Raw genomic sequence first — 26,614 nt, forward strand, 5'->3', positions numbered from 1 at the left:
CGACCCCGGCAAGGTTAGGGTGAGGGTGGCCCTCGGCATGAACCGGATAGCGCGGGAGTCCGGGCTTTCGCGGCACTTGCGTGCTGCGATCATCGATGACGTCGGCTCGACGTTCCTCGCCTTTGCCGGCATCTTGTCCGTTGACCCGTCAGTTCGCCCTCGCCTAAGCTAGGCTATGGACGAGCCAGAAATTCCTCTTATCGGCGGCACGGATTCGAACGTCGTGCGCATAGGCGAAACGGTGCGGCGCGACGGACGTGCGTGGTCTCCCGCCGTTTTAGACCTGCTGCGGCACGTCGAGCGCCAGGGATATGATGGGTCTCCGCGTGCGCTGGGCCTCGATGACCAGGGCCGGGAAGTCCTCACCTATATCGAAGGTGAAGTCGGCAATGGCGAAGGCTTCCTTCCCGATAAAGGCGGTCGCTTCGACCTCCGTCTCCCGGATTATGTCTGGCGCGATAACGTCCTCGAGCGCCTGGGACAATTGCTGCGTTCCTACCACGATGCTGCAGCCAGCTTCTTATGGAAGGATCGCGAATGGCGTCTTGACGCCCGCCACCCTGTTGAAACGGTCTGCCACAATGACTTGACGCCGTGGAATACGGTCTTCCAAGCAGGGCTCCCGGTGGCTTTCATCGACTGGGACGCGGCAGCGCCGGGACCGCGCTCCTGGGACCTTGGCTTTGTTGCCTGGCGTTGGGTGCCGTTCTGGCGTGACGAGAAATGCGAGGCGCATGGCTTGCAAACGGGCGTCCGCGAAAAAGCCCGGCGCTTTCAGTTGTTGCTCGATGCCTACGGGATAGCGCCGGAGATCGGCATCATGCAGGCCGGAATCGAACGGGTTCGGCAAATGCAGCAACATATGCGCAACCTTGCTGCAGCGGGTTCCGCATGGGAGATGGAATTGGCCAGCCGCGGTGTGCTTGATGAGGGGATGCTTGAGGTCGCCTGGATGGAAGAGCATGCGATGGACCTGATCCAGCGCCCACGCGGATGAGTGTCGGGCTGAGCAGCTCCGGCGTCAACCGGCCCTTGCCCCGCCGTAAGCTCCCTGCTCGCCCATAAGAGCAGCCGCGGCGGCAGCTCCGGCGCGGGCGCGCTTTCGCTCTCCGAAGCCACTGAGATCTGACCTAAGCGATTTTGCCGACGGTGATGAAGAGCCGTCGGCGAAGCGCCCATTCCGGCCGTTCGGGCAGCGTTGGCGATATCCTAGAGCATGATGCCGAAAAGTGTGGTCGGTTTTCGGGCGACATCATGCTCCAACTATTTAATTTAGAACAGGATTCAGATTTTAGGCCGACCGGGCCTAAAATCATCCTGTTCTAGGAGCTGCCGTTCTTCATCGCTTCCGCGGATGACCAGATCGGGTGGAATTCCGACTGGCGGCAAGCGGGGATCGGTGGTGTCTTACTTTACTGCCGAAAAGGCGGTCGGTGACAACAGCTGGCTAGAGATATTGGAGAGGATTTGCCCGTCGCGCTCTGACTCGTCGCGGACCTTAAGCCATGCAGGATCAGTGGTGAAAGCTTTCCATTTCACCTCGCGATCGGCTAGCGATTCCCAGGCGATCAGATAGGTGAGACGCTGGCTGCTTTCGCCCACGATTGTGGTGAAGAAACCCGCCTGCTTGATGGCGTGCTTGTCCCATATTGCCAGCGTATGTTCGGCAAAGCGGTTGAGCAGCGCGGGCAATCGGCCGGGCAGGCAGTCGTAAATTCTGAGCTCGTAGATCACAGTCTTGCTTCCTTATGTCCCTTGAGAACGACATGTGTTTGGCACTTGCTCCCCTGCGCCCACAATGTCCTCAAAACTTGCAGCAACGTCAATTTCACGGTGGATCCGTCAATATCCCTATTAGAACAGGCCCTGCAGGTATGTGCGAACCGCTAATCTTCTGTCAATCCGATCGCCTGTGTTTAGGCGTGGCAATTTCGACCCCCGGCTTGAGCCACTCCATCACCCAGCCCTCGCCCCCCGCAACGCCGTCAATCCCCTCCGCAGCCACAACAACTGCTGCGGCGGCATCTGACGCAAGTGTTCATAATCCATCACCGTCACATTATAGACCGTGCTCCTGACCTGCGGTCCATCAGGGCAGCGCAGCAGGATGCCCTGCAGCGCCATCATGCGGTTGCTGGCTTTGCGGGCGCGGTCGGCGAAGGTTTCGGTGACCTCGCCTTCGTGGCCTTTGACGGTAAAGAGCGATTGCGCCCTCGGGCTCGGGGCCGGGATGCCTGTGGTCTTGTGGTAGCGGGCGATGGCCTCGGCATAGTCGTCGCCGGCCTGGCGCTGCTCGGCGGTGATCAGGCCGTCGAGGAACATGCGGCCGAGGGTATAGCCGGCAAAGGGGCTCTTGACCGTCTCGTCATCAACCGTGCGGCCGAAGCCGTGGATGCGCCGGCGGGCCGATATCGCCACGCTGATATTCTCCTTCTCGGTTTCGAAGGGCTTGATCTTGCCGCAGGGAAAACGCTCGACATTTTCCTTGCGCGGCCGGCCGGCGCCCTTGTTTGCCCGCCCTGTCTTCACCTTGGTGGCCTTGCCTCCCATGCTGATGGTCCTTCTATCGAATGATGCCGTTTCTGAGTGCCGCGGCGACCAGCGCCGTTTCCTTGAAGACGCCGAGCTTCATCTTGGCGTTGGCAATGTGCGTATTCACGGTGATCGGCGAGATGCCGAGAATGGTGCCGATCTCGGCTGCCGTCTTGCCCGCCGCCATCCAGCGGATCACTTCGGTTTCGCGTGGGGTGACGTTGCTCATGGCTCTGCATACCCATCGATGCACGGCACGCGCGGCATCGTTACATGCGCGCCCGACAGGGTCACCCGCGTCACGCGGTCGGGGTGGCGGATCGGCTGGACGGGCGGGCCCGCCTTCGGCTGCGGATGCCAGGTGTCCTGCCGGGAGGGGAACCTGTCGCGGTTGCGGTGCGCCATGTTGATGACGGTGTTCTTCTTCGAGCCGAATAGGTTGGCGATCTCTCTCGCCGACAGCCCTTCCTTCCAGAGCTTTTCCGCCTTGACGATCTTGTCTTCCGTCCAAAAGGTGATGGTCACTTGGTGGCCTCCTGTGCATCTAGTGCGGCGCGGGCGATGATCGGGTTGTCGGGAAACATCCGGGCCAGCTCCCGCTTGGCGTTGCGGCTGCCGTTGGCTGCTTGCTTCAGCAGTTGCATCTTGTAGGCCGGCACTTTCGGCTGCAGCACCTCGGGTTCCGCCTCCAGGCGCGGCCGACGCTCCGCCTCGATCGCCGCCTGCTGATTGCGGCACTCTTCGGCAAAGCTGGCACTGCTCGGGGCAAAGGCGCGGTTATGGTCCCTCACCTGGCCGGAAATGAAGCGTTTGGCGGCCCGCCAGACCGCCTCTGCCGGAAGGCCCTCGACGGCGACGAGATAGGCGCGGATCTGCATGTCGGGATCAGTGCCTGTTGATGCCGGGAAGCCAGAAAGCATCCCCGAAATGATCTTCACCAGAGGGGAAATCTCGTGCGGCATCCACTGTCGTCCTTCTCGTACTGCTGTTGATCGACCCGGCCTCCCTCGCTTTCTCCTTGAGGTACCAGTCGCATTTGATCGCCTGCCAGCCGCGGAAGATCTGCATCTCGGCGGCGCCGACCGGATCGCCGGTCAGCAGATATTCCCGCGCCTGCATCCTGGCGGCATAAGCCGTCAGCGGCTTCTTCAGCGTGCGCTTGCGATGCTCGATAACTGCTGCCGCGAGCTCCTCCCCCAGCACCGGGCTGAGGATGTCCATGATCTCCTGGCTCGTTGTATCCTTGCCCATGCGATGTCCCTTTCGCGGTTGAGATGGCCTCTTCAAACCCGCAGCCTCCGTCGCCCGCCGGCAAAATTCACCGGGGCGCCGGGCCTCGCGGTGCGGCGGGGAAACCGCCGGATCTCTGAGCCGGCATTGTCCTCGTGGGCGGTGTCGCCCTTCTCGGCACTTCGAAGCCTGTGGATATCGGTTTCCACCGACTGCACCGACGTCCCGAGGAGCGTGGCGATTTCGATGTAGTCCCGGCCGGTGCGGAAGAGTTCGAGCGCGTTCATGTGCGTGCTTTGCTGCGCTGGCGCGGCCTCGGCCTGGATGCTCATCGCATGATCCTTCTTTCCGATTTCGAACGCGGCTCGCCGTTCCCGCCGGAGCGGGTGGCTCGTCCCGTGCTTGATTCAAATTCATCGATGACGACCGGAGCCGGCTCTTGCGCGAGCAAAGGCTCCGGTCGTCTGCCAGGCCGCCGCCTGGGTCGGACACGACATCGTCGCGCCGGTGGGCACGGCATCGCCGCGCCCACTGGGCGCGACGATGTCGCGCCCGGGGATGCTGGCGTCGCCGAGGGAGGGCGACGACGCCAGCCACCGATAGCCGTCAGGGAGGGGCTGGGCTATCGGGGTTGGTGATCGGCAGAGCGCCGGGCGGGATCATCGTCTCGCTGATCTCTTCCGGTCGCGTCGGCCGGTCGCAATTTTCGCAGTGGCGCTCGATCACCTCGGCGATCGACAGCGCCTTCGCGCAGATCGGGCAGCCGGTGTAATGGGCGGCAATCAGGGCGGAGATGGTCATAGCGATTCCACCTCCCGGTTGGCGTTCAGCACCTGCTGCAGGGCCTTGGCGAGGAAGGGAATATCCTCATTGCGAACTGATATCACAGACATGCGCCCTCCCCTTGGCCCTTGCGGCCGGTGAATGACGACGCCGGTCGGCATGACCTCCATGGCGAGCTTCTCTTCGCTTGAGATGGTGAACCTCATGCCATGGTCTCCCCAGTCGGCAACGCTGGACCGTTGTTGATGATGTCGGTGCTTGTCATGGCGACTAGGGTACAATTAATACCCTATATGTCAAGCACATTAGGGCATGACATGTACCTTATTTTAGGGTATTTTTTATATCATGTTGAAAGATCAGGAACAATTTGAGCGCGAAGAACGCGCAAAGCGCCTCGTCATGGCCCGAAAGAATGCCGGCTTTGCCGGACCGAAGGCGATCGTCGATCGGTTCGGCTGGAATGCCAATGTCTACAAGGCGCATGAATCCGGCCGCAACGGCTTCGGCATTGCTGACGCGAAGAAGTATGCCCGCGCTTTCAAGGTCAATCTCAACTGGCTGCAGTTCGGCACCGGCAACGCGCTCGATCCGGATGAGCTGCCCGCCTCCGTCGCCGATGTGCCAAAAATCTCCTGGGTCAGCGCCGGCCAGCTGAGCGAGCAGGCGCCGATCACCGATTTTTCGGAATTCCCGACGGTCGCCGCACTCGACCTGCCGGATGGCGAATGGATCGCGCTCGAGGTCGAAGGCAATTCGATGAACAAGATCTCGCCGCCGGGCTCGATCATTTTCGTCAATCTGCGCGACAAGCGCCTGGCGCCGAACGCGCTCTATGTCGTCGCCGACGAGACGGGTGCTGCAACCTACAAGCGCTATCGCCCGAACGACGACCCGCCCTTCCAGCCGGCATCCTACGAGGACGTGCCACCACCGGAATTCCAGGGCGCCGTCACCATCGTCGGCCGCGTCCGCCGATCGATCATCGAGATGTAGGGATGAGAGATCAAGGCTCGGAAAAAACACCGCGAATCAATGATATTTCAATAGGGAAAACAGGATGATACGCCCTTCCTCTCGCGCTGGCCGAATCTGGTTCTATATCGTCACACTAGCGGTGTTGCTTCTGGCATACAGTGCCGCGCGCGAAATGTACGGCCTGTAGGATTTCGCTCCGAAGCTCGCCGATCCTCTAGCCGGGATTACGAGGGGTATCGAGGCGATCCGTCCTCTGAAACCACAAATTGCGGAACGTCCGGATTCCGTTCGCGCACCACTCTCGTCACCGCCACGAGGATGGAACGGATGGCTGCGGAGAACATGTCCTTCGGCAGCTTCTCCTCCATGGACTTTAAAAAATCGGCGATCGCATCCAGACCCGCCTCGATCACCTCGTCGGTGTTTTCGATTTCATGCGCATGGCCGGCCTCCTTTTTTTGCTTTCATCATCTACTCCAACTTCAGTTCTCTATCCTCTCTCTTCAGCTTAGGAGGGGAAGGTTCCTGAAGGCTGGTGAGGGAGGGTTCCGGCCAAAGCTTCCCCCTACCCCATGAGCAAAGCCCATGAAGCCGGGAGAGCATTGGCCAAGTCCTGAAGGCCGGAGCCGGGATGGGACACGTGCCAGAGGGGCCATTCGCTTCGCCCTCGTCCTGATTTTCTGACAGCGCACTTAAGGACTTTCGCTTCCCGCGCCGCTGGGCTTCATCAGCTCGGGAGTTGCACCCGGTCGCCCAATCACTAGCCCCAGACATAGACCTACGATTCGTACCTCGTCAATCGTTGGGGTATTTTTTATACCTTTCATGGTTGACGTAATCGGGTATGATATATACCTTTACTTTCAAGCCGATCAAATAGGCGAGAGGACAGGGCGATGCAGCACATTCGCAAGATCGAGACCGAGGAAAGCAGGCGGGATGCCCGCTGGAATGGCGCGCAGACGATCGGCGACTGCCGCGCCTATATGGCGATCGAGGCCCAGCGCATGGGCGCGCTTGGCTTCGCCTTCCTGCGCCGTCCCGAACATTCGATCCGCGGCCCGTCCTGGCTGCGCGGTGCGGCGGCTTCCGTCGAGGAGCACTACCGCTATGCCCGCGAGATCATGGGCATCGCCAACAACGATCAATTCTACGCTTGAGGGGAACGGAGATGCCTGCCGCCAACCTTACACTCGGCTCAACCGAGAGCCCTTCCCTTCCTGCCGCCCGACAGGCCGGGACAGCCGAAAAGACCCGCGCCAAAGCCCGCTTCACGGCCGGAGCACCCGATCTCCTGCAGGCGCTGGTGGAGGCCGAACGCTTTTTCGATGGCAGCGACGATCACGGCTGCCCGCTTCACCGGAAGATCCTCGCCGCCATCGACACGGTGAAAGGCGGCGCGTCATGAACGATTGCCTGATCAAAGCCTTTTCCGGCTGCGCCTGCCCGCCCGGCGAATGCGCACAAAAGCCCGCCACCCCGGCGCCGGTCACCTTCGTCTCGTGGCGGATCCAGGCCATCGCCTGCCTCGCCTTCGGCTTCCTCGCGGCGATCGTTACGGCCGCCTGGATGGAGACGCAGTTCAAAACCCGGGATCTGCGAAACCAGGAGCATGTGTCATGGAAATGAGCCAGGGCTTTTGCCAATACCGCCGCTCAGGAGCTGAACTTGATGTCGCTGGCCTTCGCCGCCGTTATGAATGCGCGGCGCACCTGCTCCGGCCCGGCCGCATCATTGAACACATCAAGCACAAGCCGCTCGGCCACCTTGGCCGCCGGCGTCTGCTCGGGCCAGTCATTCAGCAAAGTGTTGCCGGCCTGAACGACATTATAGACCGTTCTCACCTTGCCATTGATGGTGATCTTCACCGGCTTGAACCTTCGTCGCCTGCTCATGGCGCCGCCCCCTCACACTGGACACGCGACTCAACGAATCACTTCAGGACTCGTTCCGGTTGATTCGAAAGTGCGGGCCATCGCACTCGATTCATGCGATGCCAATGCACCGCTCCCGTTCAGCCGCACCTCCGTTATAACTCTTCTGCAGAAAAATTATAACCGGAGAGAGGATGGGCTTTCGGCCGATTCTAAGCGACGCCGATACACCCTTGGAAATTCGCCCTCTTGAGTTCGTCGACGTCAATGTCTATTTTGACCATATATGGTCATTTAGAATTAGAGGCAGCAATGTCAACAATCAGCGTAGCAGAGGCAAAGGCCGGTTTCGCCGGTCTGGTCGATGAAGCGGCAAACGGGGAATTCGTGACGATCACGCGGCACGGAAAGCCCGCCGCCGTGCTTGTGTCCGTCGAAGCGGCCGAGGCCGCGAAAAGGGCTTTGAAGAAGCCACGGCCGAATTTCGGGGATTTCCTGTTGACCTTTCCCGGCGGGGTCGAGCAGGAGCGGAACCCTTCGAAAATGCGCGATATCGATCTGTGACCGCCTATCTTCTCGACACGAACATCATTTCGAAGCTCGCGCCGGGCAAGGCGCCGGCGTCCGATCCGGTGCGGGCATGGTTTCATGAGCAGGGCGAAGCCGATAGCCTGTTTCTGTCGGCTCTGTCGGTCGCGGAGATCGAGAAGGGAATGCGGAGCCTTCACCGTCGCGGCGGCATCGAGCGGGCAAAGTGCCTTTCGGCATGGCTGGACGTCATCACCGAGAGTTTCGGGGATCGGATCTTGCCGATGGATACCGTTGTCGCGCGCATCGTCGGCGCCCTGGAAGATGAAGCCGAGAGCCAGGGCCGTCATCCCGGGCTTGGCGACCTCATCATAGCGGCGACCGCGCGAGCCTACGACCTCACCGTCATTACGGAAAACCTGCGGCATTTCCAGCCGCTTGATGTGGCTGTTGATCTTCCCGCCGCGTTCCGGTCGGAGTGATCGTTGCCGTCATTTTTCGTCAGCTGAGAATTTCGGGAAACCGAGGGTCACAGCTGGTCGGAGTGGAGTGATTCGAAACACTCGACCCCCACGTCCCAAACAACAAGAATAATCTCAAAAGCCCTGCATTGCCGGGCTTTTTCGCGTTCGAACGTGACGCCAAAACACGCTCTGTTCCGCCCAATCATTGCCGTACCGCAACCGAACCGCATTTGGAGGATGCGCAACCAAGATCGGAACGGCAGTTGGATGATGAAGACACTGAGAGGGCGGCAGCCTGAACTGGCGGCCAATGCCAATGGCGCCGTCACGCAGCGCTCAGTTAGCCGGAGCGCTCGTCAACCCAGTGATGCGTGCCACGTCGACCGTCGTTTAATACCAGCGTCCCCGGCCGTACCAACCGCCGCCGCCGAGCAAAAGAAGTATCACAACGATGATGAGAAGGGTTGTGAGATCCATGTGCGTTCTCCTGGGAGGACCATCACCATCTCGTTTGCGCCCGACGGGCGTTGCTCATGGTGGGACTCCCTCGCGTATAACGGCGCTGGCCGGGGTTGGTTCCATTCGATGGCCCCTACCCGGCCGGCGGCGACCCGGGCGGATAGACCGGCGCGGCAGCAAATTTTTCACGTCCGCAAAATTCGCAATTTGGGGTGTGGCGCCATGGCAGCGAGTCAATGCCCGCCCGCCAGCGCGATGACGGCGACGACGTAGGATAAGGCAATCATGAGATAGGCGAGTTGGAGCAAGGTCACGGTCCAGCCTTTCGTTGGTGGACCTCCCATATATTCAGACTTTTGCGGCTGGTCATGTCCGCAAAAAGCCCGGACTTATGTAGCAAATGCCACAAGACTCCAAGTCAACTAGGGCGTGAACTCATAAAAACGCAGCCATAATCGGATGGAGGCGACGGGGGTCCGCTCGCCAATGGTTGCATCTCCTGATAAGATCAGCATCACATGCCCCGATCTGGAGGCCTCGCATGCCCTGCAGCAGCGCGCTCGCTCCGTTCGTCATCGCCGCTCTCGTGGCCCTCGGTCCGCTGCCGGCTGGAGCGCAGAACAATGCTGCGCCACCGCCGGCGGCAATCTCCCAGAAGGCCAAGCTTTGCCAGATGTGTCACGGTAGGAAAGGTCTGCCGACTGTTAAGAACACGCCGATCATCGCCGGCCAGCACGAGTCCTCTTTGCTGATAGCTTTGCAGGAATATCGCAATGGAGCGCGCACCGACGACCTCATGGGCCGGATCGCGAAGAATCTTTCCGACGACGACATGAAGGCGCTTGCGGCCTACTTCTCCGCACTGCCCTGGCCCGCCTACCGCGAGCCGGCTGACGCAGCGAGCATTACCCGCTTCCATGCGCTCGACGTCGAGAAGAAGTGCACCTCGTGCCACCGGGAGGGTTTCGTCGGATACGCCAACACTCCGCGCGTCGCAAATCAGAAGCTGGACTACCTGATCAAAACCCTCTCCGACTTTCACGATAACAAGCGCCCGAACATGCCCCACATGACGGCCCTGGTGCGCAATTTGTCGGCCGACGACATCGCTGCCATGGCTCACTATCTTGCCGGCCTCTGACGATCAGTTTGGGGTCGGCGATCCACCGAATAGGGCCGCCGAAATAGCGATCACTGCGTTACGGCGATCGGCCCCTCTTTGCCCACGAACTAAGCAGTATGTCCGCCGATATGGTGGAGCGACAGCCCAGGAGCCAATTCATCGACCTTGTCGTGGAATTGAAGGTCATGATCAATCGTTGCCGGGCAAAAATCGACATAGCAGCGACACAAACGAAAAACCCCGCCGGAGCGGGGTTTCTAGCTGGTCGGAGTGGAGTGATTCGAACACTCGACCCCCACGTCCCGAACGTGGTGCGCTACCAGACTGCGCTACACTCCGTGACCAGCGGCGCTTCTATAGAACAGCCTATCTGGTTGCACAAGCACCAAATTCCAAAAAGCCGGCGGAAATTTTGACGGGGTTGTGACAGGCTCGGACGGTGGCGCCTGCAGCAAAAAGCCACACCTGCCGCAAATCGAACGGAAGTCTCTTGAGAGCAATTTTCTTTTGCCGGGTTCCGCGCTAAAGGGCAGACAGGACAGGCGAAACCACTCACGAGGGCGGCTTCGCAACCATGCGCTTGAGATCAGGGACGACACGATGAATTTCCGCACCATGACCGCGGCCGGGCTTGCAATTGCGCTTGCCGGATGCACGACCATTCCTTCCGCCGGCAATCCGATCGAGGCCCGCTGGGTCGGCAAATCGGCCGGCATCTTCTTTGCCGCCTACGGCCCGCCGATCAGCGACAGCGAGCAAGGTTCGACCACCGTCTATACCTGGCGCGGCGGCTACAAGACCGTGCGCATTCCGGCGAAATATGCCGAAGGCGCCGATGGCAAGCGCGGCAAGCAGATTTCGTCGGCCCGCACCGCCTATCTGCGCTGCCAGGCCGAAATCACCACCAGCTCCGACTACACCATCCGCGACATCCGCACCGTCGCCGACATCCCCGGCGTCGACGGTCCGTCCTATTGCGCAGAGTTTTTGGCGCCCGAACAGAAGTAACGGACGGTTTGGTTGAGATGCGTACAGGCGGCCGGGTGCCGCCTGTTAAAATGCTGACGACGTCTCGGCGCGAGGCCGCTGCTTTCTGGTTTGCACCGAGGGTGGCCCCTCATCCGGCTGCCGCCACCTTCTCCCCGCTCGCGGGGCGAAGGGACCATACCGCGACCTCTCGATTCCACGCTTGCCTCTCGCTGCCGGAATAGCCAGGGCGTTACGTGGATACCCCCCTCTGCCCTGCCGGGCATCTCCCCCACAGGTGGGGAGATCACAAGTGGCTTAAACTTCCTGCCCATCTACCGTTTCGCCGCGCTGTGACACCAGTTGTTTGGGGAAGCCAGTGCGCCCAGCCAATCTCCCCCCTTGTGGGGGAGATGCCCGGCAGGGCAGAGGGGGGTGCCACACGCACCCCGAACCCTACGTCCTCACGCCGCCACTTCCCCCTGCACCGCAGCTTCCGCCAGCTTCCGCGCCGCGACGAAATCCACCTTGCCGGAGCCGAGTACCGGCACCTTGCCGATATTGACCTCGGCCGGGACCATCATGTCCATGGCGCCCTTGGATTTGGCGAAGGCGAGGAATTCGGCGCGGGTGGCGGTGGGGGCGTCGGTCAGGAGCACCAGGCGCTCGCCCTTCTTGGCGTCGGGCAGCGAGGAGACGACGGAGAGGGCGCCCGGCCAGAGTTCGGCGGCGAGCGTCTCGACGGCGGCGAGCGAGATCATTTCGCCGCCGATCTTGGCGAAGCGTTTGGCGCGGCCGCGGATCTTGACGAAGCCATCCTCGTCGATGGTGACGATGTCGCCGGTATCGTGCCAGCCGTCGACGAGCGGCTCGAGCACGCCGGGCTTTTCGGCGCGCAGATAACCGGCCATGACATTGGCGCCGCGCACATGCAGGCGGCCACCCTCATCGATGCCGGGCACCGGTTCGAGCTTCCATTCCATGCCCGGCAGGATTTTGCCGACCGTGCCCGACTTGTTGTACATCGGCGTGTTGATGGAAATGACGGGCGCGGTCTCGGTGACGCCATAACCTTCGAGGATGCGCAGGCCGAATTTTTCCATATAGGTCTGGCGGGTCGAGGCCTTCACCGGCTCGGCGCCGGAGAAGATATAGCGGATCGAGCGGAAGTCATAAGGATGCGCCGTCCTCGAATAGCCGTTGAGGAAGGTGTCGGTGCCGAAGATGATCGTGGCGTTGGAGGCATAGATCAGCTCCGGCACGATGCGATAATGCAGCGGCGACGGATAGAAATAGACCGGCACGCCCGAGATCAGCGGTAGCACGGTGCCGGCCGTCAGCCCGAAGGAATGGAACACCGGCAGGATGTTGAACACCTTGTCGCCGCTGTGGAAATCGATACGGGCGGCGGCCTGGGCGGCGTTCGACAGGATGTTGCGATGGGTGAGCACCACGCCCTTCGGCGTGCCCTCGGAACCCGAGGTGAAAAGGATCACCGCCGGATCATCCGGCTGGCGCTTGACGAGCGGCCGCGCCTTGCGGAGATACCCAAGGATCTTGTCCTTGAGTGAGATTTCGGTCCTGAGATCATCGAGCCAGACGATCTTCACCTGCTTTTCCATCTCCTCGATCACGGCACCGAGCTTCGCCTGGGTGACGAAGGCGCGCGAGGTCAGCACATGCTTGACTTCGGCGGCCTTGCAGGCGGAGAGGATATTGGCGGCACCAGCGGTGAAGTTCAGCATGGCCGGCACCTTGCCCGCCGTCATCACGCCGAGAAGCGTGGCGGCGGCACCATTGGCATTCGGCAGCATGACGCCGAGGTTGGTTTCCGGAAACAGCGTGCGGAATTTTGCACCGAGCACGGCAGCCCCGGTGAGCAGCTTGCCATAGGTCAGCCGGCCGGTGACCGGATCTTCGACCGCAAGTTTTTTCATGCCGAATTCATGGCCGGCCTGGATGACGCGATCGAGCACGGTGGACGAGGTATCGGCGGTCTGGAACAGCAGGTTCGACATCACCTGATAGAGGGCGGCACCTGCCGCCGTGCGGCGCTTGCGGCCCTTCAGCCCTGAGGGCACTTCGAGCTTCACCGGCTCGAGAATGGTGACCTTGACCTTGGGGAACAGCCGGCGGCGGATCTTGCCGTTATCGAGATAGGAGAGATAGCTCTTCTCCAGCCCGTCGATCTTCACCGGCACGACCATCGAGCCTGTTTTGTCGGCGACCATGGCGGCACCATCATAGACCTTCATCAGCGTGCCGGTCACCGTCAGGCGGCCCTCGGGGAAGATGCCGATCGGGTTGCCGTCCTGCACCACCTTGATCAGCGAACGCGTCGCCATCGGCTTGGTGGGGTCGAGCGGCAGGAATTTGCACATCTTCAGGAAGGGCCGCACCCACCAGGCCTGGGCGATCTTGTAATCGACGGCAAAGGTCGGCTCTTCCTCGGTGATGGCAAGCGCCAGGGCGCCATCGAGCAGGCTGACATGGTTCAGCGCAATGATCGGCGCGCGGCCGGCCTTCTTGATATTCTCAAGACCCTCGACCTCCAGCCGCATAAAGGCGCGGAACAGGATCGAGATAAAATCGCGGAAGGGATTGGTCGGCAGCGTCTTCAGCATCAGCCAGGCGACAGCAAAATTGATGATGCCGAGGCCGATCAGGATCTCAGGAATGGAAGCGCCGAGCGCCTGGACGACGGCAACGAGGCCAAGGCCGACGGTGATGAACAGCGCCGACAGCACATTGGCGGCGCCGATAACGCGGGCCCGGCGGTCCTCATGCGCCCAGGTCTGCAGCGCGGCGAAAGTGGGCACGGCGATGAAGGCGCCCGCGATCGCCATGCCGGCGAGATCGATGGCGACGCGGATGGTATTCTCACCGGCGAAGAAGGTGGCGATCGTCGTTGCATGGCTTGTGGAAGCCAAGCCCCAGAGGTTCCAGGCGAGATCGAGGCTGAAGAGGCCAAGCAGCGCCGTGCCGACGGGGGCCGGCAGCAGCACGATGCGGCCAGACGACATCCAGGCGGCAATGGCCGAGCCGATGGCGACGGCGATGGCAAAGACGGTGAGATAGGCCGGCACGACAAGCTCGGAGCCGCCGAGCAGCTCGGTCACCATGGTCGGCAGGATGGAGAGAACGAAGGCGCCGACCAGCCAGAACCAGCAGTTCATCAGCGCTGAACGCCACAGGCGTTTGTCGGCGCGGATTTCCATGACTAGGGTGTAGCTGGAGCGGATGACATTACGGTCGATCTCAAGATCCGGCGCCTTGGAGCCTGTGGGCGGGATCATCCGGCTGGCCAGCCAGCAGAGCACCGAAAGCCCCATCATCATCGTGCCGAAGATCAGCACATTGTCGCCGCCGGAGAAGGCGAATGCGGCGATGATCGTGCCGGCGAGGATGGCGATGAAGGTGCCGCCCTCGATCCAGGCATTGGCCTTCGGCAGGTCGCGACGCTCGAGATGATCGGGCAGGATGCCGTATTTGATCGGCCCGAACAGCGCCGAAACGACGCCGAAGCCGAACAGCGCCGCCATCAGCACAAAAATCGAGGAGAAGGCCAGACCGACGACCGCCAGGGCGGCGACCGCGATCTCGCAGCGTTTCAGCAGCTCGGCGATCCTGGCCTTGTCATGCTTGTCGGCGAGTTCGCCGCCGAGCGCCGAGAGCAGCAGGAAGGGCACGATGAGGATGACGCCGGCGAGCGTCACCAGGGCGGCACCTTCACTGGCCGACATCTTGAAGAGAATGAGGAACACCAGGGTGTTCTTGAGGAAATTGTCGTTGAAGGCCGTCAGGAACTGGGTCCAGAACAGCGGCGCGAATTTCCTGGAGGTCATCAGATTGTGTTGCACGGGCTCGTCCTTCTTTCGACTGGCAGAGAAGGCCACAGAGTTGTTACGCAAAAGTTGAATGCGGTAACAACTCTGCGCTGTGGTTAACCAAGATCAATCTTCATCGTTACGATTGAACTTGACCAGGAGTTTCTCGGTACGGGCATCCTCGACCTTGCGGATCAGCTTCTCGGATTCGGCGTTGTCGCGCAGCGTCTTGGTGATATTCACCGTGGTCTGCACCAGCATCAGAATGCCCATGGCGAGATAGCCTTTGCCCCAGAGATCGAGCGGCATCATGTAGAGGCCGAGCGCCAGCATGAAGGCGGCCGAGCCGAAGGAGATGTAGGAGAAGCTGACCCAGCTGGCGGAATGTTTCTGGAAACTATCGTTCATATCAGTGGTCCCTATGGTTCAATGGATGAATGGTTGGATGGATGCAATTTCAGGCAGCAGGCGTGATGCGGCTCTTCAGCCGCGCCAGCACATCATCGGCGGATGTGCGCAGCGGCGCGCCGCAGCCGGCATTGGCAAGCTTTTCGATGATGCCGGCCGGGCGGATGGCGCCTTCCATGTCCTTCAGGGCGGCCGCCGTCAGCTCATTCTGGCTCTGGCGCAGGCGAAGACGGGCCAGCGTCTCCTCGGCATCGTCGAGCGGGGCAAAGCCCGGGCCGGCAACGACGACATCGAGCTTCTGCGCCTCCTGCGTGGCACGCGCCAGGCGCTCGCCGCGCTGCAGCTCCTGCAGCCGCGCCTCGGAGGCCCGGACGATGCCCTTCAGCTTGTCGATCGCTTGGGTGAACTGGGCTTGCGCCTTTTCCGATGCATCGCGCTCGGCTTCGAGATAGGCGATCGCCTCGGCCGCCTCGCGGGCCAGGCCCTCATTGCCCTTGGTGAGTGCTGCGGAAGCGCGGATCTCGAGATCGGCGATGCGGGCAACGATCGTTGCATGCTGCCCCTTCTCCTGCTCGTTCTGGGCGATGGCGACGGCGACGCTGCGCCGCGCCGACTGGATCGACTGGGCGGCATCGCGGATCTGCTGGGAAAGCAGCGGCACGGCGTGGCAGTCGGCGAAAGCCTGTTCGGCATCATGCGCCCTGCCCCGCAACAAAATGGAAATCAGTTTGAACATTTCCTTCCTCCGGTTTATGAACGTTGTTCACGAGAGGTGTTATGCCAGAATCATGAACGTCGTTCAAGATAAATTTTGAACGACGTTCAAAAAATCGAAGTGGAATGGTTAATGGCCGGTAGGCGAGAAGAAAAACGCGAAGATCTGAAGGCCCGGCTGATCGAGGCGGCGCGCGAGCGGATCGCCAAAGACGGGCTCACAAATCTCAGGGCCCGCGACATCACCCAGGATGCCGGCTGCGCGCTCGGCGGCCTCTACACGGTCTTTTCAGACCTCGCCGAGCTCGTCATCCACGTCAACTCCGCCACGCTGAAGGCGCTGGAGGCGAGGCTCACCCTGCCCGAGACCAAAGACCGGCCGCCGACCGACCGGCTGCGCAACCTGGCGCAGGGATATCTGAGCTTCGCCGTCGAACACCGGAACCTCTGGAAGGCACTGTTCGAGCACTTCCCGCCGGAATCGAGCCCGACGCCGCAATGGCATCTTAACGAGCACCTCTTCCTGATGGACGTGATCGCCGAACCACTGGCCGAACTGCAACCCGACATGCCCCCCGAAGACCGCGCCATCCGCGCCCGCACCCTCTTCGGCGCGGTGCATGGCGTCGTCAGCATCAGCCTGGAAGGCCGCTTCGTCGGCTTGCCGCTGGAGCGGCTGGCGCGGGAGGTGGATGAGCTGCTGCAGACGATCGCGGCGGGGGCGGAGCGGCGGCGTGAAGCGGGCGTGTGAGGTGGCGTTTGGTGAAGTGGCGGGGTGGAGTGGCGCAAGCTGACGTTGCCGTTTTTGCCGAGCCCCACCCCATCCTCCGTCATCCTCGGGCTTGACCCGAGGATCTACACCCGTCGCCAATGATGCCGACGGGTGCTGGCGTCAAGCCGCTGAAATCACCGCGAAAAATGCCACTCGTCCGCCTGCCGGCACCTCTGCCTGGGTCGAGCCACGTGTCTCGCCCCGTCCTTCGGACCCCCGCAGGCGGGGCGAAGGGGATATGCCGCGACCTCTCCGTACCTCGCCCACCTCTCGCAGGGCACGTCCCCTCTCCCCGTCAGAACGGGGAGAGGGTTAGGGTGAGGGGCAGGCATCCGCACAAACGAGACATCCGTGGATCACAGTCCTGAGATAGCGGAGCGCGGGAACCCACACCCCAACTCCCGCATTGAGCAAACCAACGAAAGCTGCTTGACTGACGCCCTCCACGCCGCCGCGAAAGGACACCCCATGAGCCGTATCTTCATCACCGGTTCCACCGATGGCCTCGGCCTTGCCGCAGCCCGCACCCTGATGAAGGAAGGCCACGACGTCGTGCTGCACGCCCGCTCCAGCGAGCGCGCCTCCGCCATCGCAGAGACATCGGCCGCCGCCCTCGGCCTCGTCATCGGCGATCTCGCCAGCGCCACCGAAACGCGGTCAATCGCCGAGCAGGTCAACGCCATCGGCCGCATGGACGCCGTCATCCACAATGCCGGCATCTACCTCGAGCGGAGCCGGGGCGAAACGCCGGATGGTCACACCAAGACGCTGGCGGTGAATCTGCTTGCCCCCTATCTGCTCACCGCCTGGATCACGCGCCCCGATCGCCTGGTCTATCTCACGAGCAGCATGCACCGCAGCGGCAGCAGCGCCCTTGACGATATCGACTGGAAGAAGCGGCCGTGGAACGCAAGCCAGGCCTATTCGGAAAGCAAGCTCTACATCGCCACCCTCGCCGCCGCCGTCGCCCGCCATTGGCCGGATGTTCTCAGCAACGCGGTGGACCCCGGCTGGGTGCCGACAAAGATGGGCGGCGCCGGCGCACCCGATGATCTGGAGATGGGGCATCTTACGCAGACATGGCTTGCGGCGAGCGATGATGGCGCGGCCAAGGTGAGCGGTGGTTATTGGTATCATCGGCAGCGGCGGGAGGCTGCAGCGGAGGTTGGTGATGCGGGGTTTCAGGATGCGCTGGTGGGGAGGCTGGCGGAGTTGACGGGGGTTCGACTGTTTGCAGAACGCCCGTGAGACGGAGGACAGGTCCCGCCAGCCGCACACTTCCGCGACGTTGTCAGCTTCAGCCTGCAAAGCCTCTACGTGAGATAGCCGCTGGCACGGGGAAGCGAATGAGCTGGCGCTGACGATCGTGGCGGGCGGGACGGACGGGTGGGTGATCGGTGGCTGCGCGTGACTTCTGGTACACCGCGCTGTGCCCACTAACGTGGGCGTCAATTGCTCTACACCGAGGTGCGCTTCCGGTCGAAAGGTATCAAGGATCCATATTGCCCGCACATTTGGCCATTTAATTTCATAAACGCATCGATCAGATCACTTTTCAAGCCGAACGCTATACCGATAAGGAGCAAGCTCTTCGACCACGACACGATCCCCGGCTTGAGCGTCGTAATGCTGGAAGAAAGACCCTATCCATCCCCGAGCTCGAAACAACTTCTTTGTCCCATCCAGGTCGGTGACGACCTGGGCGCCATTGCGCCAGGAAATGGTTATTTCACGCGTCGCTGCCTGCTGTTTGTTCGAGCCACCGATGGCATCCTTCGGGAACCGATCGAAGAAATTACGCAGGTAGATATGCTTGTGAGTGAGATTTCCCGACGTTAAGACGCTTTCCCCAATCGTGCGCCGCTCACTCTGAAAACTGAGAGCCTCTTGATCAGCGTGGTCTGTCGGCATTGGTGCTGAGTTTTGTAACGCTAGCTGCTCCTCGATTGCAACGCTTACTGCTTCGCTAAGCTCAACCCAAGTCACGGCGCCGTTTGGATGTCTGTAGCGCACCGGCGTGGGGAGCCTTATCACGTCGACCAGATGCCAAGGTTTGTTCCACTTCGCGACGGCACCCGATCGGATCATCTCTTCGGGAATACGATGATGTTCGAACGTTTTCACCATTTGCTCCGGGCTTAGAGAGTCGCCGACGTCAGCTAAGCGGGCAACGCCGTATACACATCCCAAGCCTTTCCAGATCAAGCCAAACCATCCCCGATGGGAGGTTGCAGTGGACCGCATCTCCCAATCTTTCTGTCCAGCCAAGATCAGACTGATCCAAGGGGCATCAATAACTAGGCCTTTGTGGACGCGCGTATCGCTCATGAAGTTCTCATATCGGCTTAGTGGAAGGCGTAAGACCCGTCGGGCTCACGTGTTGGGACAACCAGCTCGTCGCGGGCGAACATCGCTGCCACTGCCTTGCCGACGGGATCGGCCTCAGCCTGTAGCCGCTCGCTTGCCATTCCCCGCTGGAGGGCTGCGACATCGTCGTCTACATCGCCCATGGGCCATAGCGCTGAACTCGCTAGGCGTCGCTTGCGCATCATAAGGCTCTGGAGAAGACAGTCGAAGGATTGCTCGCGATAACCTTCGTGAACCGCCATAGGCACATGTACCGTCACAGGTCGAGTTTGGCCGATGCGGTGAACGCGGTCATTGCACTGCTCTTCTACGGCCGGGTTCCACCAACGAGACAGATGGATGACATGTGTTGCAGCGGTAAGTGTCAGTCCCGTACCGGCCGCTTTAGGCCCAAGGACGAGGAGATCGAAACCCTGATCTTCGGACAGATGTCTTTGAAACCGGTTTACGATCGCCTGCCGCTGGGAGATCGGAGTCTCACCGTTGATGAGATCGACACGACCGAGGCCCAACTCACTCCGAACAAGCTCAATGAAGCGGTATTGCATCTTCCGATGTTCGATAAAGACGAGCGCACGTTCGTCGTTCGCCTTGATGCGCCTCAATATCTCCATCGTCGCGTGGAGGCGACCAGAAGAGTGCTCGAAGTCGTCATTGTTCATCTTTGCGTCCAGAGACGGATGGACCGAGACACTCCTGATATGATGTAGCATCTTGAGCTGCGCGCCCAATCCTTCACGGGCCAGCTTCAGCCGGGCGTCGTCATAAGCAAGCGCCTGGAGATCGGGCATCAGACGGGGATGGATGAACCTCGATTTTACCGGAAGATCGGTGGCGACAGTCTCCTTCAGACGACGGACTGCCAATGGCGGCACACTGCCGCGGCGCTCGAAAACACGGGCATATAGCTCAGCCATATTGCCTTCTTCGGGCTTCAGGTACCGTTGGCGGAATTCCTTGAGGCTATCAAGTGAACCGGCTGCCAACTGATCCATGACAGCCCAGAGATCGACGGTGCTATTTTCAATGGGAGTGCCCGTCAGCCCGATCCTGAAGTCGGCGTTGACCGAGCGGGCGGCAACCGCACGCAAACTAATCGGGTTCTTCAAGGCCTGGATTTCGTCGAAGACCACTGCGGAGAAGGGGATGCGTGCAAACGAGTGCTGGTAGTTGGTCAGCGTAGTATAGGTTGTCAGCAACCAGAACCGATGGGCTCTCCCCTCGGCGACCGCTTCATGCAGTGCACCGAAATCAAGCTTGGCCTCACCGCTTTCGGTATCCGTACCCCTGGCGCCGGTGAGCTTGCGCCCTCCGAGACTGGAACCGTAGAGGCGAATGAGATGGCCGAGCCCCTGTTCGTCCATGTGCCGACTGACTTCCTGTTCCCAATTTTCCAAGAGGGAAGTCGGCGCTACAACGAGAACAGGCCCACGGTTTTTGGCTTCGGGACGAGCGATCGCCGTTTTCAGCCATGCTAGGAACGAGATTGTTTGGAGCGTCTTCCCGAGCCCTTGTTCGTCGGCATTAAGCACGCCGGGCAATCCCGATCGCCAAGCTTGAATCTGCCAGGCCAAGCTTTCGACCTGATGAGATTTGAGCGACGTGCGAACTACATCCGACAGGTCATCGGAGACATTGGATGTTCTCGGCTTCAGCGCCGCGTGCCATTTGACTTCTTCGTAATTGACCTCTGTTTCTAAAACGAAGGGTCCCGCCTTCTCGACATCAGCCTCGTCAACCTTCTCGGCAGCCCGGCTGTCAATTTGCTCGAGCTTATCGTCCAGCAGCTTGAGCATCTCAGCACGCGCCGGCAGGACCAAGTCCTCAAACTCCACCGTCGGCTTCTGCGTCTCGATAGCTTCGGCGACGCGCTCACGCAGGGCTTGGAGCTGCGCTGCATCCTGCCGTCCTAGCGCCTCGGCCAAGCGACCGGCGAATTCTTCGGGCAGCCACGTTGTACTACTCTGCTCAAACTCCCCGAGATCCGGCTTTTCATACTTCACGATGCCCGTTACGCGCTCAGAGAATTCCTGCGTCTCTACTAGAACGGGGCCGATTGCGGCTTCGATGGCTTCCTGCTCCGCCTCGGGCGACAATCCGTCCAGCTTTCCTGAGCGGCGAAGCTCAGCCTCGATTGCCTCGGTCAATTTGGGCAGTGGGTTCTGGATAAAAGCGCGGCGCTCATCGGGGGCTGCCTTATGCATGTCCGCCATGACCGAGAGTGCTGACGCGGCCGAGCGCTCCACAACGACATAGCGCCCAGGAGACAGACGATAGGCAGGTAGGGCACCGCGTCCTCTGACCAGGGACTGGAACCTTTGTAGGTCAGCCCCCCCGACTTCGCTCATCGATTCGGAAGCTTCGGCGAAACCAGAGGTGACGCCATGGGTGTCCAGCGTATCGCCTGAAAATGGAACCACGTCGAAGTCCGATTCGCCCCTCGGGGAGATGGAAAAACGGTCAACGAGACGCACTTCAAGACCGCTTAGAAAATCGGTCATGGAGATACGCGACGCTTCATCGCCATCGCCCCCCGAGGCGCCGGGATCGAGCGCCTTGCGGAAGCGCCCGAGCGCTTCCCAGTCGGTGGCGTCGCCCTGACCGGAGTGATAGGAATCGGCTATCTCAATGGCGTCGAGCATCCAAAGAGGCAGCCGCCTTGTTCCCTGCGCAGTATCAAGGATTGCGCCCGTACGATGCGGCAACTGACGTTGGCCGTTACGGGACCATTCGTAGCGGAGGCGGAAGCTAGATGAGCCGACGATGCCTTCGACATCCGTCTTAAGTATCATGTCGACGAATGGAGGCAATCCAAGCAACTCACCTGCCTCGCCGGAAATCGATGCGGCGATGCGATGAGACATCACGATTCGATCGGAATCGATTGACAAAGGTTCACCAAGCCCATCTGCAACGGCGCGCAGATCAGCGATAGCGTAGGCAAGCGGCCGTTCTTCTGCACTCAGGTACTGGAGATCGGCTTTTGAGTTCCGGCGAACGAGGCGGTGAAGAAGACTTGCGCTCTGATCCTTTACAGTGAGGACGATGGCGCCTGGCGACGTGGATAAAGAAAGCTTCATGGGAAAGACCTAAATTTGCTCCAGTACCCAGCTTTGCCAATCGCCCACATGTGACTTCGATTTCGAACGGGGGATAAGCCTGATTTTTTCACAATCATATTGCCACTGATACAGGGCGGGTGCCCGTTGGTCCGCCTCGTCAAAAATGTGTACCTTGTAGCTGTGCGAGCCCTCGATGACGATTTTTCTGCCTATTTTGAGTACGAGCAGCGAGGTGTTTGACCTGCCCCCGCCAGCGGTCTGCAATCCGAATCTAAGGGTTCCGTTCCCACCGCCGCGCCGTTTCGCTTCCCGCTCTGCGGAAACACTGAAAGCCACCCATGCGGCGTCCACCCGACCCTTGTTATGCAGGCCAAGCCAGAATTTCCTGCGAGGCTCCCACATGTGGCTGTCTTCAACCGCCGATACGACATCCAGGAAGAAGCGGATATTTTCTCCGGTCAGCCAACGAAGAATAACAGCCATTCTCTGTTCTGGCACAGCTGACCAGATGCCGCCGCGCTGGACCCGAGGATCACCATAAATGCCGATGATATTTTCGGTGAGATAGCGTAGGTTGTCTTGCGAGGGGGTACGATTGACCCAGTGCCCGAGCAATGCCGAAACAGCCGCTCCAGCACCCGTGGTCTTGGCTTCTCTACCCTCTGGCTTCAACCATTCGACAAGCCGCTCCATTTCAGCCCGCTTGTCCAGATGGGGCTCGATCTGCTTCAGATAAGCTAGGTGAACCGCGTTCATCAAACCGGGTGCATGGGGACTGCGTATGCCCATCGTCTGAACGCCGGTCCAGAGATTATCCATTGAGACCATTTTGCGCGCGATGGCATCAGCGATCGTTTTTGGGGACAACATCTCCGGCGCGGCGTCTAGGAGCATGCGCCAACGAGCGCCTAGGCGGTCCTTCACCTTTGACAGGGCGTCGGAGAGGCTCAATGTGTGATTTGCCTCTGGATCGAAACTGTCCATGTAGATTGCAAATATAGCGCTGAGGAAGCTAGTTCGCGTCGAAGCCTGCGTCTCGCGATAATAGAAATCCCGCAGTCCGGCGAGGTCCGGTCGCTCGCGGCGCTCCTCATCGAACAGCGCCCTGCCGGCGCTGGTGATCAGCGATAGTTTCGTGTCTTCCCAGTGATCGCGCTCAAGGCGCTCTCGGACCATCGCGACGAGATTCTCGCGATCCTTATCGGGCGGATTTGCCACGACATCGGGCCATCGGGACAAAATCCGCTCGGTTCTGGAGCGCAACGGATTCAAGGATGGCAGCGCGGGACCGGTGAATTGACGATTCTGTCCGAGAACTGTGGAAAGGCTCAATTCGCTTCCTTTCGCAGAGTGTTTGCGGTCAACGCATCTTTTATGCGTTCAATTTCTTCGGACTTGCTTGGCGTATACATGATGATGCGAAGGTCGACACGACGATTAGTGTCTCTGCCTTCCTTCGTCGCGTTGTCTTTGACAGGTCTCATTTGGCCATAGCCAGCAACGGAAAGAACGGGCTGCTTGCGAAAGTTGAGAAATTCAACAAGTTCGGGCGATCTTCCAACAATCACGGAGAACGTGCTGTTGGCGCGATTGGTCGACAGGGCAAGATTGGCCGTAAAGTCTCCGGTGGAATCCGTGTGGCCTTCGATTTGTAATGCCTCAATAATGGCGTTGCCGGGATTGCATTCCGGCCGCCAGTTTGATCGAGCGCCTACGGTATAACAAGGAAGAATCTGTGCCAGCCGGGTTGCAATGCTTTCAACGATGGCGCGGCGGTCTGGCCGGATTGAAAACGAGCCTGTCGCGAAAAGCCCATCACCCTGAAACCGAAGAGCATCGGTTTCTTCACTGATGACAACCTCGAGGTCTGGAAAATCCACTTTCAGTTGATCTCGTAGGGTCTCCAGGATGCGTCGTCGTTCCACTGCTGACAGCGCCAGATAGGTTTCGAGTGGATCGATTTTGCGAAGCTTTTCGAGCTCCTGCTTCAATTGCTCCACTTCGTGTCGCAGATCGTCAATTTCCGTCTGTTTGACGTCGATTTCCTCCCGTAGTTCCGTAATCGTGGCTTCGCGCTGGCTAACGAGCATCTGAAGTCGCATGATCTGGCGGCGTGCATCGTCCCTCTCTCGACGCACGTCGTCCCGCTCCTGCGATACCCGCTCATAATCCGGTCTCGGCACCATATTTTTATCGCTGTATTGACTCGCAAAATAGGCGAGCAGAAGGATGACGATAAAAAGAAAGCTCACAGTCATGTCAGTCATGGACACGAAGGCGCTTTCCTCCTCCTCTTCCCTGTAGCGGGTTCGAAAACCGCCGCGCATCAAGCTCTCCGCGATTGCGGCGCGAACTGCTCAGCCTGCTCGACGATATCCCGCATCGTATCAAGCGCCGGATTGAGTCGATCCTGCAAATCACGGACGTGCCCGAACATGCCCTGGACTGCCTTCTCGACATTCTCCGTATAGAGGTTGAAAGCTTGACCGAGCTTAACATCCATGTCGTCCAAACGGTCGCCCTGCCCTCGCAGCTTCTCCAGCATGGTGGTCACGCTGCCGAGCGCGCTCTCGATCGCCTTCGCCTCGCTTCCAAGTATTTCCCCCGCGGCGGCAAGTGCCGATGCCGCAGACTCGGCCGTTGCCTCCGCGGAACGAGATATCGTGCTCGCAACATGCTGCGTGCTATCGGTCAACTGTCGAATTGAATTGTCCATCCGATCGACGATCGATTTCACCGGGCTGGCGGCAGTGACCAGCTCTGCGGCGGCTCCCTTGAAACTAGCCGCGGCTCTTTCTGAAGCCTCAGCTCCGGTCTTCACGCCATCGGACATGCGACGCATATCCGATGTACCTTGATCCAATTGTTTAACCAGACTTTCGAGCCTCGTTCCAATTTCCGCCAGGGGAGCGAGCAAACCAGCACCCGCCTTTTGAGAAACATCTTCGGCAACCTTTGCAATTTCCGCGCTCGTTCGGCTGAAAACTTCGGCAACATCCTTACCGGCGTTGCCGATTGAATCGCTTACCTGCTGGCTGGCAAGCTTCATCCGCTCCTGAGCGGTCTCGGTACCGACGCGGGTCGCTGCCTCGATCTCCTGCTTAAAGGACGCCGCCGCCTGACGCATATCTTCGGCCGCGGCCGACATCGCGCGCGCTCCCTCACCAGTGTTGTCCCTGATGCCTTCGAGTGTCTGGTTCATCACCGAAAGGAGCTTTTCCGCACCTTCGTTGAATGTACCGCCCGTGACTTCCGCTGTGTTCATGAGCGCCGTACGCAAGTCCTCAACTGCCCGCGCAACGCGTTCGGTCACGCCCTCCATCTCCGATCCGATCCGGCCAGAACTCTGGTCGAGCCGATCCGCCAATGCGCCAAGCCTGTCGCTCGCATCCGAAATCTTGTTACTCACTTCCGAAAGTGCGAGGCCGATCGAATCAGTCAGCTTGTTCGACAGACCGGAAACCATATCCCCAACGCCTTCCGCACCCATCTTGCCGACTTTCTCGACGATCGGAGCCATCGCATCGGCGATGGAGCTTTGGATGGCTGCAGGAAGTTCTTCCCGCAGCGGACGACCAATCTCGGCAACCAACTCCATCCCGATCAGCCGAAAATGCTCCCGCTGCTCACGCGTTGCATTCAATTGTTCGGTGGCAAGCGCTTCGAGGCTGATATAGGTGAGGTGCTTCTCGATCGCGCCGCAAAGCTCGTGGATCGCCTCTTCCAGGCGTCCATACGCGGTTCTCAGAACAATGGTGAAAAAGATCGAGCAGAACAGTCCGGTGAGGGACATGATGAACTTCGCAGACGCGACAGAAAGCAATTCTTGCATCGCCGCGCTGTCTATTGTGGCGCGCCCACCTAACGTTTGGAGTGCCGCAATCAATCCGAGAAATGTCAAGAACAGCCCGCTCGATACGAACAGTCCTGGAACAATCCGCCAAAATCCCACGCTAAACCCCAGATCGTCAGGATTCAGAAACATGGAAGGGCGGACCGCATTCCGCAAAATGATCTTGCCATTCTCTTCGTGAGGCACGAGCGTTTCGCGATACTTATTCCAAACTGTAGCAAGATGGCGCCGATATTTATTGCGCCCGCCTTCATCGATAGCAGCAGAGAGACGATCGATGTTACGGCTAAATTCCGCGCCACTGGGGCTGCTTTGTATCTGCGCCTTGAGCCAAGTGACCGCCTTCTTCTGGCTCGCCACCTTGCAAACGAAGATCAACGCACACAAAGCTAATAATATAACCAGCCCGAGTGCAACAATCCCCGGAGCCGCACTATCCTTTACGAGAATATTCGCTGCCGAAAGAATGAACCCGACAACGTACCGACCAATTTCTTGAACCACTTAACCCCGCCCCGCCAGCTCCATGACTATGAGCCGAACGTAGGAACTAAACCAAACGGCAGCCATGCAATCAAGCGGTATAGGAGGTTAAAGAGATACTCTCCACAATTGAACTTGCTCATCTCTCCGCAACAACTCTAGGATTGGCACATCGTAGTGATTCACCGTCG

The 26,614-nt window shown here is 60.1% G+C and carries 30 protein-coding genes and 1 tRNA gene; 11 read left to right on the forward strand and 20 right to left on the reverse strand.

The window, feature by feature from the left end; translation table 11 throughout:
• Positions 1 to 175 precede the first annotated feature (175 nt).
• Positions 176 to 997, forward strand: coding sequence for an aminoglycoside phosphotransferase family protein (locus tag HX899_RS31010; RefSeq protein ID WP_181294157.1), 822 nt, complete (start codon positions 176 to 178; stop codon positions 995 to 997).
• Between the two features lie 410 nt (positions 998 to 1,407).
• Here the strand turns inward: HX899_RS31010 and HX899_RS31015 are convergent, their stop codons facing one another.
• The 9 genes from HX899_RS31015 to HX899_RS31055 form a co-directional block, all read right to left on the reverse strand.
• Entirely contained in the window at positions 1,408 to 1,734 is a 327-nt protein-coding gene (locus HX899_RS31015) for an NIPSNAP family protein (RefSeq protein WP_181294158.1), read from the reverse strand.
• Positions 1,735 to 1,956: 222 nt separating this feature from the next.
• A complete protein-coding gene (locus tag HX899_RS31020) occupies positions 1,957 to 2,550 on the reverse strand; it encodes a hypothetical protein (RefSeq protein WP_138328740.1) in 594 nt (197 codons plus the stop codon).
• A gap of 13 nt (positions 2,551 to 2,563) precedes the next feature.
• Positions 2,564 to 2,761, reverse strand: a complete 198-nt coding sequence (locus tag HX899_RS31025) for a response regulator transcription factor (protein WP_131710338.1) — start codon at positions 2,759 to 2,761, stop codon at positions 2,564 to 2,566.
• The gene (locus HX899_RS31030) at positions 2,758 to 3,057 is read right to left on the reverse strand and encodes a GcrA family cell cycle regulator (RefSeq protein ID WP_027689641.1); all 300 of its coding nucleotides are present in this window, start codon (positions 3,055 to 3,057) and stop codon (positions 2,758 to 2,760) included. The genes HX899_RS31025 and HX899_RS31030 overlap by 4 nt, the downstream gene beginning before the upstream one ends.
• Positions 3,054 to 3,452, reverse strand: coding sequence for a hypothetical protein (locus HX899_RS31035; RefSeq protein ID WP_181294159.1), 399 nt, complete (start codon positions 3,450 to 3,452; stop codon positions 3,054 to 3,056). Before HX899_RS31035 ends, HX899_RS31030 begins: the two co-directional genes overlap by 4 nt.
• Positions 3,418 to 3,783, reverse strand: coding sequence for a hypothetical protein (locus HX899_RS31040; protein WP_181294160.1), 366 nt, complete (start codon positions 3,781 to 3,783; stop codon positions 3,418 to 3,420). The genes HX899_RS31035 and HX899_RS31040 overlap by 35 nt, the downstream gene beginning before the upstream one ends.
• A gap of 32 nt (positions 3,784 to 3,815) precedes the next feature.
• A complete protein-coding gene (locus HX899_RS31045; RefSeq protein WP_181294161.1) occupies positions 3,816 to 4,094 on the reverse strand; it encodes a sigma-70 family RNA polymerase sigma factor in 279 nt (92 codons plus the stop codon).
• A 274-nt stretch (positions 4,095 to 4,368) separates the two neighbouring features.
• The gene (locus HX899_RS31050; protein ID WP_138328744.1) at positions 4,369 to 4,563 is read right to left on the reverse strand and encodes a hypothetical protein; all 195 of its coding nucleotides are present in this window, start codon (positions 4,561 to 4,563) and stop codon (positions 4,369 to 4,371) included.
• Positions 4,560 to 4,751 (reverse strand): hypothetical protein, encoded by a 192-nt coding sequence (locus HX899_RS31055; RefSeq protein WP_180195614.1) that lies wholly within the window; start codon positions 4,749 to 4,751, stop codon positions 4,560 to 4,562. The genes HX899_RS31050 and HX899_RS31055 overlap by 4 nt, the downstream gene beginning before the upstream one ends.
• 142 nt (positions 4,752 to 4,893) lie before the next feature.
• On the opposite strand from HX899_RS31055, the gene HX899_RS31060 reads away from it, so the two are divergent.
• Positions 4,894 to 5,541 carry a S24 family peptidase gene (locus HX899_RS31060; RefSeq protein ID WP_011650846.1) on the forward strand — a complete coding sequence of 216 codons (648 nt, stop codon included), beginning with the start codon at positions 4,894 to 4,896 and terminating at the stop codon, positions 5,539 to 5,541.
• 206 nt (positions 5,542 to 5,747) lie between these two features.
• On the opposite strand, the gene HX899_RS31065 is transcribed toward HX899_RS31060, so the two are convergent.
• Positions 5,748 to 5,936, reverse strand: a complete 189-nt coding sequence (locus tag HX899_RS31065; protein ID WP_210273892.1) for a hypothetical protein — start codon at positions 5,934 to 5,936, stop codon at positions 5,748 to 5,750.
• A 483-nt stretch (positions 5,937 to 6,419) separates the two neighbouring features.
• Here HX899_RS31065 and HX899_RS31070 point away from each other — a divergent pair, with 483 nt between their 5' ends.
• From HX899_RS31070 to HX899_RS31080, 3 genes are read left to right on the forward strand one after another with little or no spacing between them, the layout of a single operon-like run.
• The gene (locus tag HX899_RS31070) at positions 6,420 to 6,683 is read left to right on the forward strand and encodes a hypothetical protein (protein WP_029872768.1); all 264 of its coding nucleotides are present in this window, start codon (positions 6,420 to 6,422) and stop codon (positions 6,681 to 6,683) included.
• 11 nt (positions 6,684 to 6,694) lie between these two features.
• A complete protein-coding gene (locus HX899_RS31075) occupies positions 6,695 to 6,931 on the forward strand; it encodes a hypothetical protein (protein ID WP_181294162.1) in 237 nt (78 codons plus the stop codon).
• Entirely contained in the window at positions 6,928 to 7,152 is a 225-nt protein-coding gene (locus HX899_RS31080; RefSeq protein WP_181294163.1) for a hypothetical protein, read from the forward strand. The genes HX899_RS31075 and HX899_RS31080 overlap by 4 nt, the downstream gene beginning before the upstream one ends.
• Positions 7,153 to 7,178: 26 nt before the next feature.
• Here the strand turns inward: HX899_RS31080 and HX899_RS31085 are convergent, their stop codons facing one another.
• Positions 7,179 to 7,418 carry a DUF982 domain-containing protein gene (locus HX899_RS31085; protein WP_012756410.1) on the reverse strand — a complete coding sequence of 80 codons (240 nt, stop codon included), beginning with the start codon at positions 7,416 to 7,418 and terminating at the stop codon, positions 7,179 to 7,181.
• Between the two features lie 291 nt (positions 7,419 to 7,709).
• Between HX899_RS31085 and HX899_RS31090 the strand changes: the two genes are divergently transcribed.
• The 3 genes from HX899_RS31090 to HX899_RS31100 all read left to right on the forward strand — a co-directional run bounded on the left by HX899_RS31090 (position 7,710) and on the right by HX899_RS31100 (position 9,989).
• The gene (locus HX899_RS31090; protein ID WP_180195612.1) at positions 7,710 to 7,961 is read left to right on the forward strand and encodes a type II toxin-antitoxin system Phd/YefM family antitoxin; all 252 of its coding nucleotides are present in this window, start codon (positions 7,710 to 7,712) and stop codon (positions 7,959 to 7,961) included.
• Positions 7,958 to 8,407, forward strand: coding sequence for a type II toxin-antitoxin system VapC family toxin (locus tag HX899_RS31095; RefSeq protein WP_180195611.1), 450 nt, complete (start codon positions 7,958 to 7,960; stop codon positions 8,405 to 8,407). The genes HX899_RS31090 and HX899_RS31095 overlap by 4 nt, the downstream gene beginning before the upstream one ends.
• Positions 8,408 to 9,389: 982 nt before the next feature.
• Complete coding sequence (locus HX899_RS31100) at positions 9,390 to 9,989, forward strand: c-type cytochrome (protein ID WP_181294164.1); 600 nt, start codon at positions 9,390 to 9,392, stop codon at positions 9,987 to 9,989.
• Positions 9,990 to 10,233: 244 nt separating this feature from the next.
• Here the strand turns inward: HX899_RS31100 and HX899_RS31105 are convergent.
• A tRNA-Pro gene (locus tag HX899_RS31105) sits at positions 10,234 to 10,310 on the reverse strand.
• 261 nt (positions 10,311 to 10,571) lie between these two features.
• On the opposite strand from HX899_RS31105, the gene HX899_RS31110 reads away from it, so the two are divergent.
• Positions 10,572 to 10,979, forward strand: coding sequence for a hypothetical protein (locus HX899_RS31110; RefSeq protein ID WP_018495286.1), 408 nt, complete (start codon positions 10,572 to 10,574; stop codon positions 10,977 to 10,979).
• Positions 10,980 to 11,401: 422 nt separating this feature from the next.
• Here HX899_RS31110 and HX899_RS31115 read toward each other — a convergent pair whose 3' ends face one another.
• From HX899_RS31115 to HX899_RS31125, 3 genes are all read right to left on the reverse strand, one after another.
• Positions 11,402 to 14,797 carry an acyl-[ACP]--phospholipid O-acyltransferase gene (locus HX899_RS31115; protein WP_181294165.1) on the reverse strand — a complete coding sequence of 1,132 codons (3,396 nt, stop codon included), beginning with the start codon at positions 14,795 to 14,797 and terminating at the stop codon, positions 11,402 to 11,404.
• A 93-nt stretch (positions 14,798 to 14,890) separates the two neighbouring features.
• Positions 14,891 to 15,172: a YiaA/YiaB family inner membrane protein gene (locus tag HX899_RS31120; RefSeq protein ID WP_003546080.1), complete on the reverse strand. Its 282-nt coding sequence runs from the start codon at positions 15,170 to 15,172 to the stop codon at positions 14,891 to 14,893.
• 49 nt (positions 15,173 to 15,221) lie between these two features.
• The gene (locus tag HX899_RS31125) at positions 15,222 to 15,908 is read right to left on the reverse strand and encodes a PspA/IM30 family protein (RefSeq protein ID WP_181294166.1); all 687 of its coding nucleotides are present in this window, start codon (positions 15,906 to 15,908) and stop codon (positions 15,222 to 15,224) included.
• Positions 15,909 to 16,019: 111 nt separating this feature from the next.
• Between HX899_RS31125 and HX899_RS31130 the strand changes: the two genes are divergently transcribed.
• Both HX899_RS31130 and HX899_RS31135 read left to right on the forward strand, forming a co-directional pair.
• Positions 16,020 to 16,637 carry a TetR/AcrR family transcriptional regulator gene (locus tag HX899_RS31130; RefSeq protein WP_181294371.1) on the forward strand — a complete coding sequence of 206 codons (618 nt, stop codon included), beginning with the start codon at positions 16,020 to 16,022 and terminating at the stop codon, positions 16,635 to 16,637.
• A 489-nt stretch (positions 16,638 to 17,126) separates the two neighbouring features.
• A complete protein-coding gene (locus HX899_RS31135; protein ID WP_181294167.1) occupies positions 17,127 to 17,906 on the forward strand; it encodes an SDR family NAD(P)-dependent oxidoreductase in 780 nt (259 codons plus the stop codon).
• Positions 17,907 to 18,206: 300 nt separating this feature from the next.
• Here HX899_RS31135 and HX899_RS31140 read toward each other — a convergent pair whose 3' ends face one another.
• Genes HX899_RS31140 through HX899_RS31160 form a run of 5 tightly spaced genes read right to left on the reverse strand, consistent with a single transcriptional unit; the run spans position 18,207 to position 26,444 of the window.
• Positions 18,207 to 18,986, reverse strand: coding sequence for an ASCH domain-containing protein (locus HX899_RS31140; RefSeq protein ID WP_181294168.1), 780 nt, complete (start codon positions 18,984 to 18,986; stop codon positions 18,207 to 18,209).
• A gap of 17 nt (positions 18,987 to 19,003) precedes the next feature.
• Positions 19,004 to 22,105, reverse strand: coding sequence for a DEAD/DEAH box helicase (locus HX899_RS31145; RefSeq protein ID WP_181294169.1), 3,102 nt, complete (start codon positions 22,103 to 22,105; stop codon positions 19,004 to 19,006).
• Between the two features lie 9 nt (positions 22,106 to 22,114).
• A complete protein-coding gene (locus tag HX899_RS31150; protein ID WP_246697212.1) occupies positions 22,115 to 23,419 on the reverse strand; it encodes an EH signature domain-containing protein in 1,305 nt (434 codons plus the stop codon).
• On the reverse strand, positions 23,416 to 24,414 hold the full coding sequence (locus HX899_RS31155; RefSeq protein WP_181294170.1) for an OmpA family protein: 999 nt from the start codon (positions 24,412 to 24,414) through the stop codon (positions 23,416 to 23,418). The genes HX899_RS31150 and HX899_RS31155 overlap by 4 nt, the downstream gene beginning before the upstream one ends.
• Positions 24,414 to 26,444, reverse strand: coding sequence for an apolipoprotein A1/A4/E family protein (locus HX899_RS31160; protein WP_181294171.1), 2,031 nt, complete (start codon positions 26,442 to 26,444; stop codon positions 24,414 to 24,416). The genes HX899_RS31155 and HX899_RS31160 overlap by 1 nt, the downstream gene beginning before the upstream one ends.
• Between the last annotated feature and the right edge of the window lie 170 nt (positions 26,445 to 26,614).

Source organism: Rhizobium sp. WYCCWR 11146, assembly GCF_013591995.1.
Lineage (GTDB): Bacteria > Pseudomonadota > Alphaproteobacteria > Rhizobiales > Rhizobiaceae > Rhizobium > Rhizobium indicum.

Bases quoted from the DNA above. Each gene is read 5' to 3' on its own strand.
- HX899_RS31040 (WP_181294160.1), bottom strand. From the start codon at position 3,783: ATGGGCAAGGATACAACGAGCCAGGAGATCATGGACATCCTCAGCCCG.
- HX899_RS31110 (WP_018495286.1), top strand. From the start codon at position 10,572: ATGAATTTCCGCACCATGACCGCGGCCGGGCTTGCAATTGCGCTTGCC.
- HX899_RS31085 (WP_012756410.1), bottom strand. From the start codon at position 7,418: ATGAGCAGGCGACGAAGGTTCAAGCCGGTGAAGATCACCATCAATGGC.
- HX899_RS31025 (WP_131710338.1), bottom strand. From the start codon at position 2,761: ATGAGCAACGTCACCCCACGCGAAACCGAAGTGATCCGCTGGATGGCG.
- HX899_RS31060 (WP_011650846.1), top strand. From the start codon at position 4,894: ATGTTGAAAGATCAGGAACAATTTGAGCGCGAAGAACGCGCAAAGCGC.
- HX899_RS31020 (WP_138328740.1), bottom strand. From the start codon at position 2,550: ATGGGAGGCAAGGCCACCAAGGTGAAGACAGGGCGGGCAAACAAGGGC.
- HX899_RS31035 (WP_181294159.1), bottom strand. From the start codon at position 3,452: ATGCTTTCTGGCTTCCCGGCATCAACAGGCACTGATCCCGACATGCAG.
- HX899_RS31045 (WP_181294161.1), bottom strand. From the start codon at position 4,094: ATGAGCATCCAGGCCGAGGCCGCGCCAGCGCAGCAAAGCACGCACATG.
- HX899_RS31100 (WP_181294164.1), top strand. From the start codon at position 9,390: ATGCCCTGCAGCAGCGCGCTCGCTCCGTTCGTCATCGCCGCTCTCGTG.
- HX899_RS31135 (WP_181294167.1), top strand. From the start codon at position 17,127: ATGAGCCGTATCTTCATCACCGGTTCCACCGATGGCCTCGGCCTTGCC.
- HX899_RS31120 (WP_003546080.1), bottom strand. From the start codon at position 15,172: ATGAACGATAGTTTCCAGAAACATTCCGCCAGCTGGGTCAGCTTCTCC.
- HX899_RS31010 (WP_181294157.1), top strand. From the start codon at position 176: ATGGACGAGCCAGAAATTCCTCTTATCGGCGGCACGGATTCGAACGTC.
- HX899_RS31050 (WP_138328744.1), bottom strand. From the start codon at position 4,563: ATGACCATCTCCGCCCTGATTGCCGCCCATTACACCGGCTGCCCGATC.
- HX899_RS31090 (WP_180195612.1), top strand. From the start codon at position 7,710: ATGTCAACAATCAGCGTAGCAGAGGCAAAGGCCGGTTTCGCCGGTCTG.
- HX899_RS31145 (WP_181294169.1), bottom strand. From the start codon at position 22,105: ATGAAGCTTTCTTTATCCACGTCGCCAGGCGCCATCGTCCTCACTGTA.
- HX899_RS31125 (WP_181294166.1), bottom strand. From the start codon at position 15,908: ATGTTCAAACTGATTTCCATTTTGTTGCGGGGCAGGGCGCATGATGCC.
- HX899_RS31075 (WP_181294162.1), top strand. From the start codon at position 6,695: ATGCCTGCCGCCAACCTTACACTCGGCTCAACCGAGAGCCCTTCCCTT.
- HX899_RS31055 (WP_180195614.1), bottom strand. From the start codon at position 4,751: ATGAGGTTCACCATCTCAAGCGAAGAGAAGCTCGCCATGGAGGTCATG.
- HX899_RS31130 (WP_181294371.1), top strand. From the start codon at position 16,020: ATGGCCGGTAGGCGAGAAGAAAAACGCGAAGATCTGAAGGCCCGGCTG.
- HX899_RS31080 (WP_181294163.1), top strand. From the start codon at position 6,928: ATGAACGATTGCCTGATCAAAGCCTTTTCCGGCTGCGCCTGCCCGCCC.
- HX899_RS31155 (WP_181294170.1), bottom strand. From the start codon at position 24,414: ATGCGCGGCGGTTTTCGAACCCGCTACAGGGAAGAGGAGGAGGAAAGC.
- HX899_RS31070 (WP_029872768.1), top strand. From the start codon at position 6,420: ATGCAGCACATTCGCAAGATCGAGACCGAGGAAAGCAGGCGGGATGCC.
- HX899_RS31140 (WP_181294168.1), bottom strand. From the start codon at position 18,986: ATGAGCGATACGCGCGTCCACAAAGGCCTAGTTATTGATGCCCCTTGG.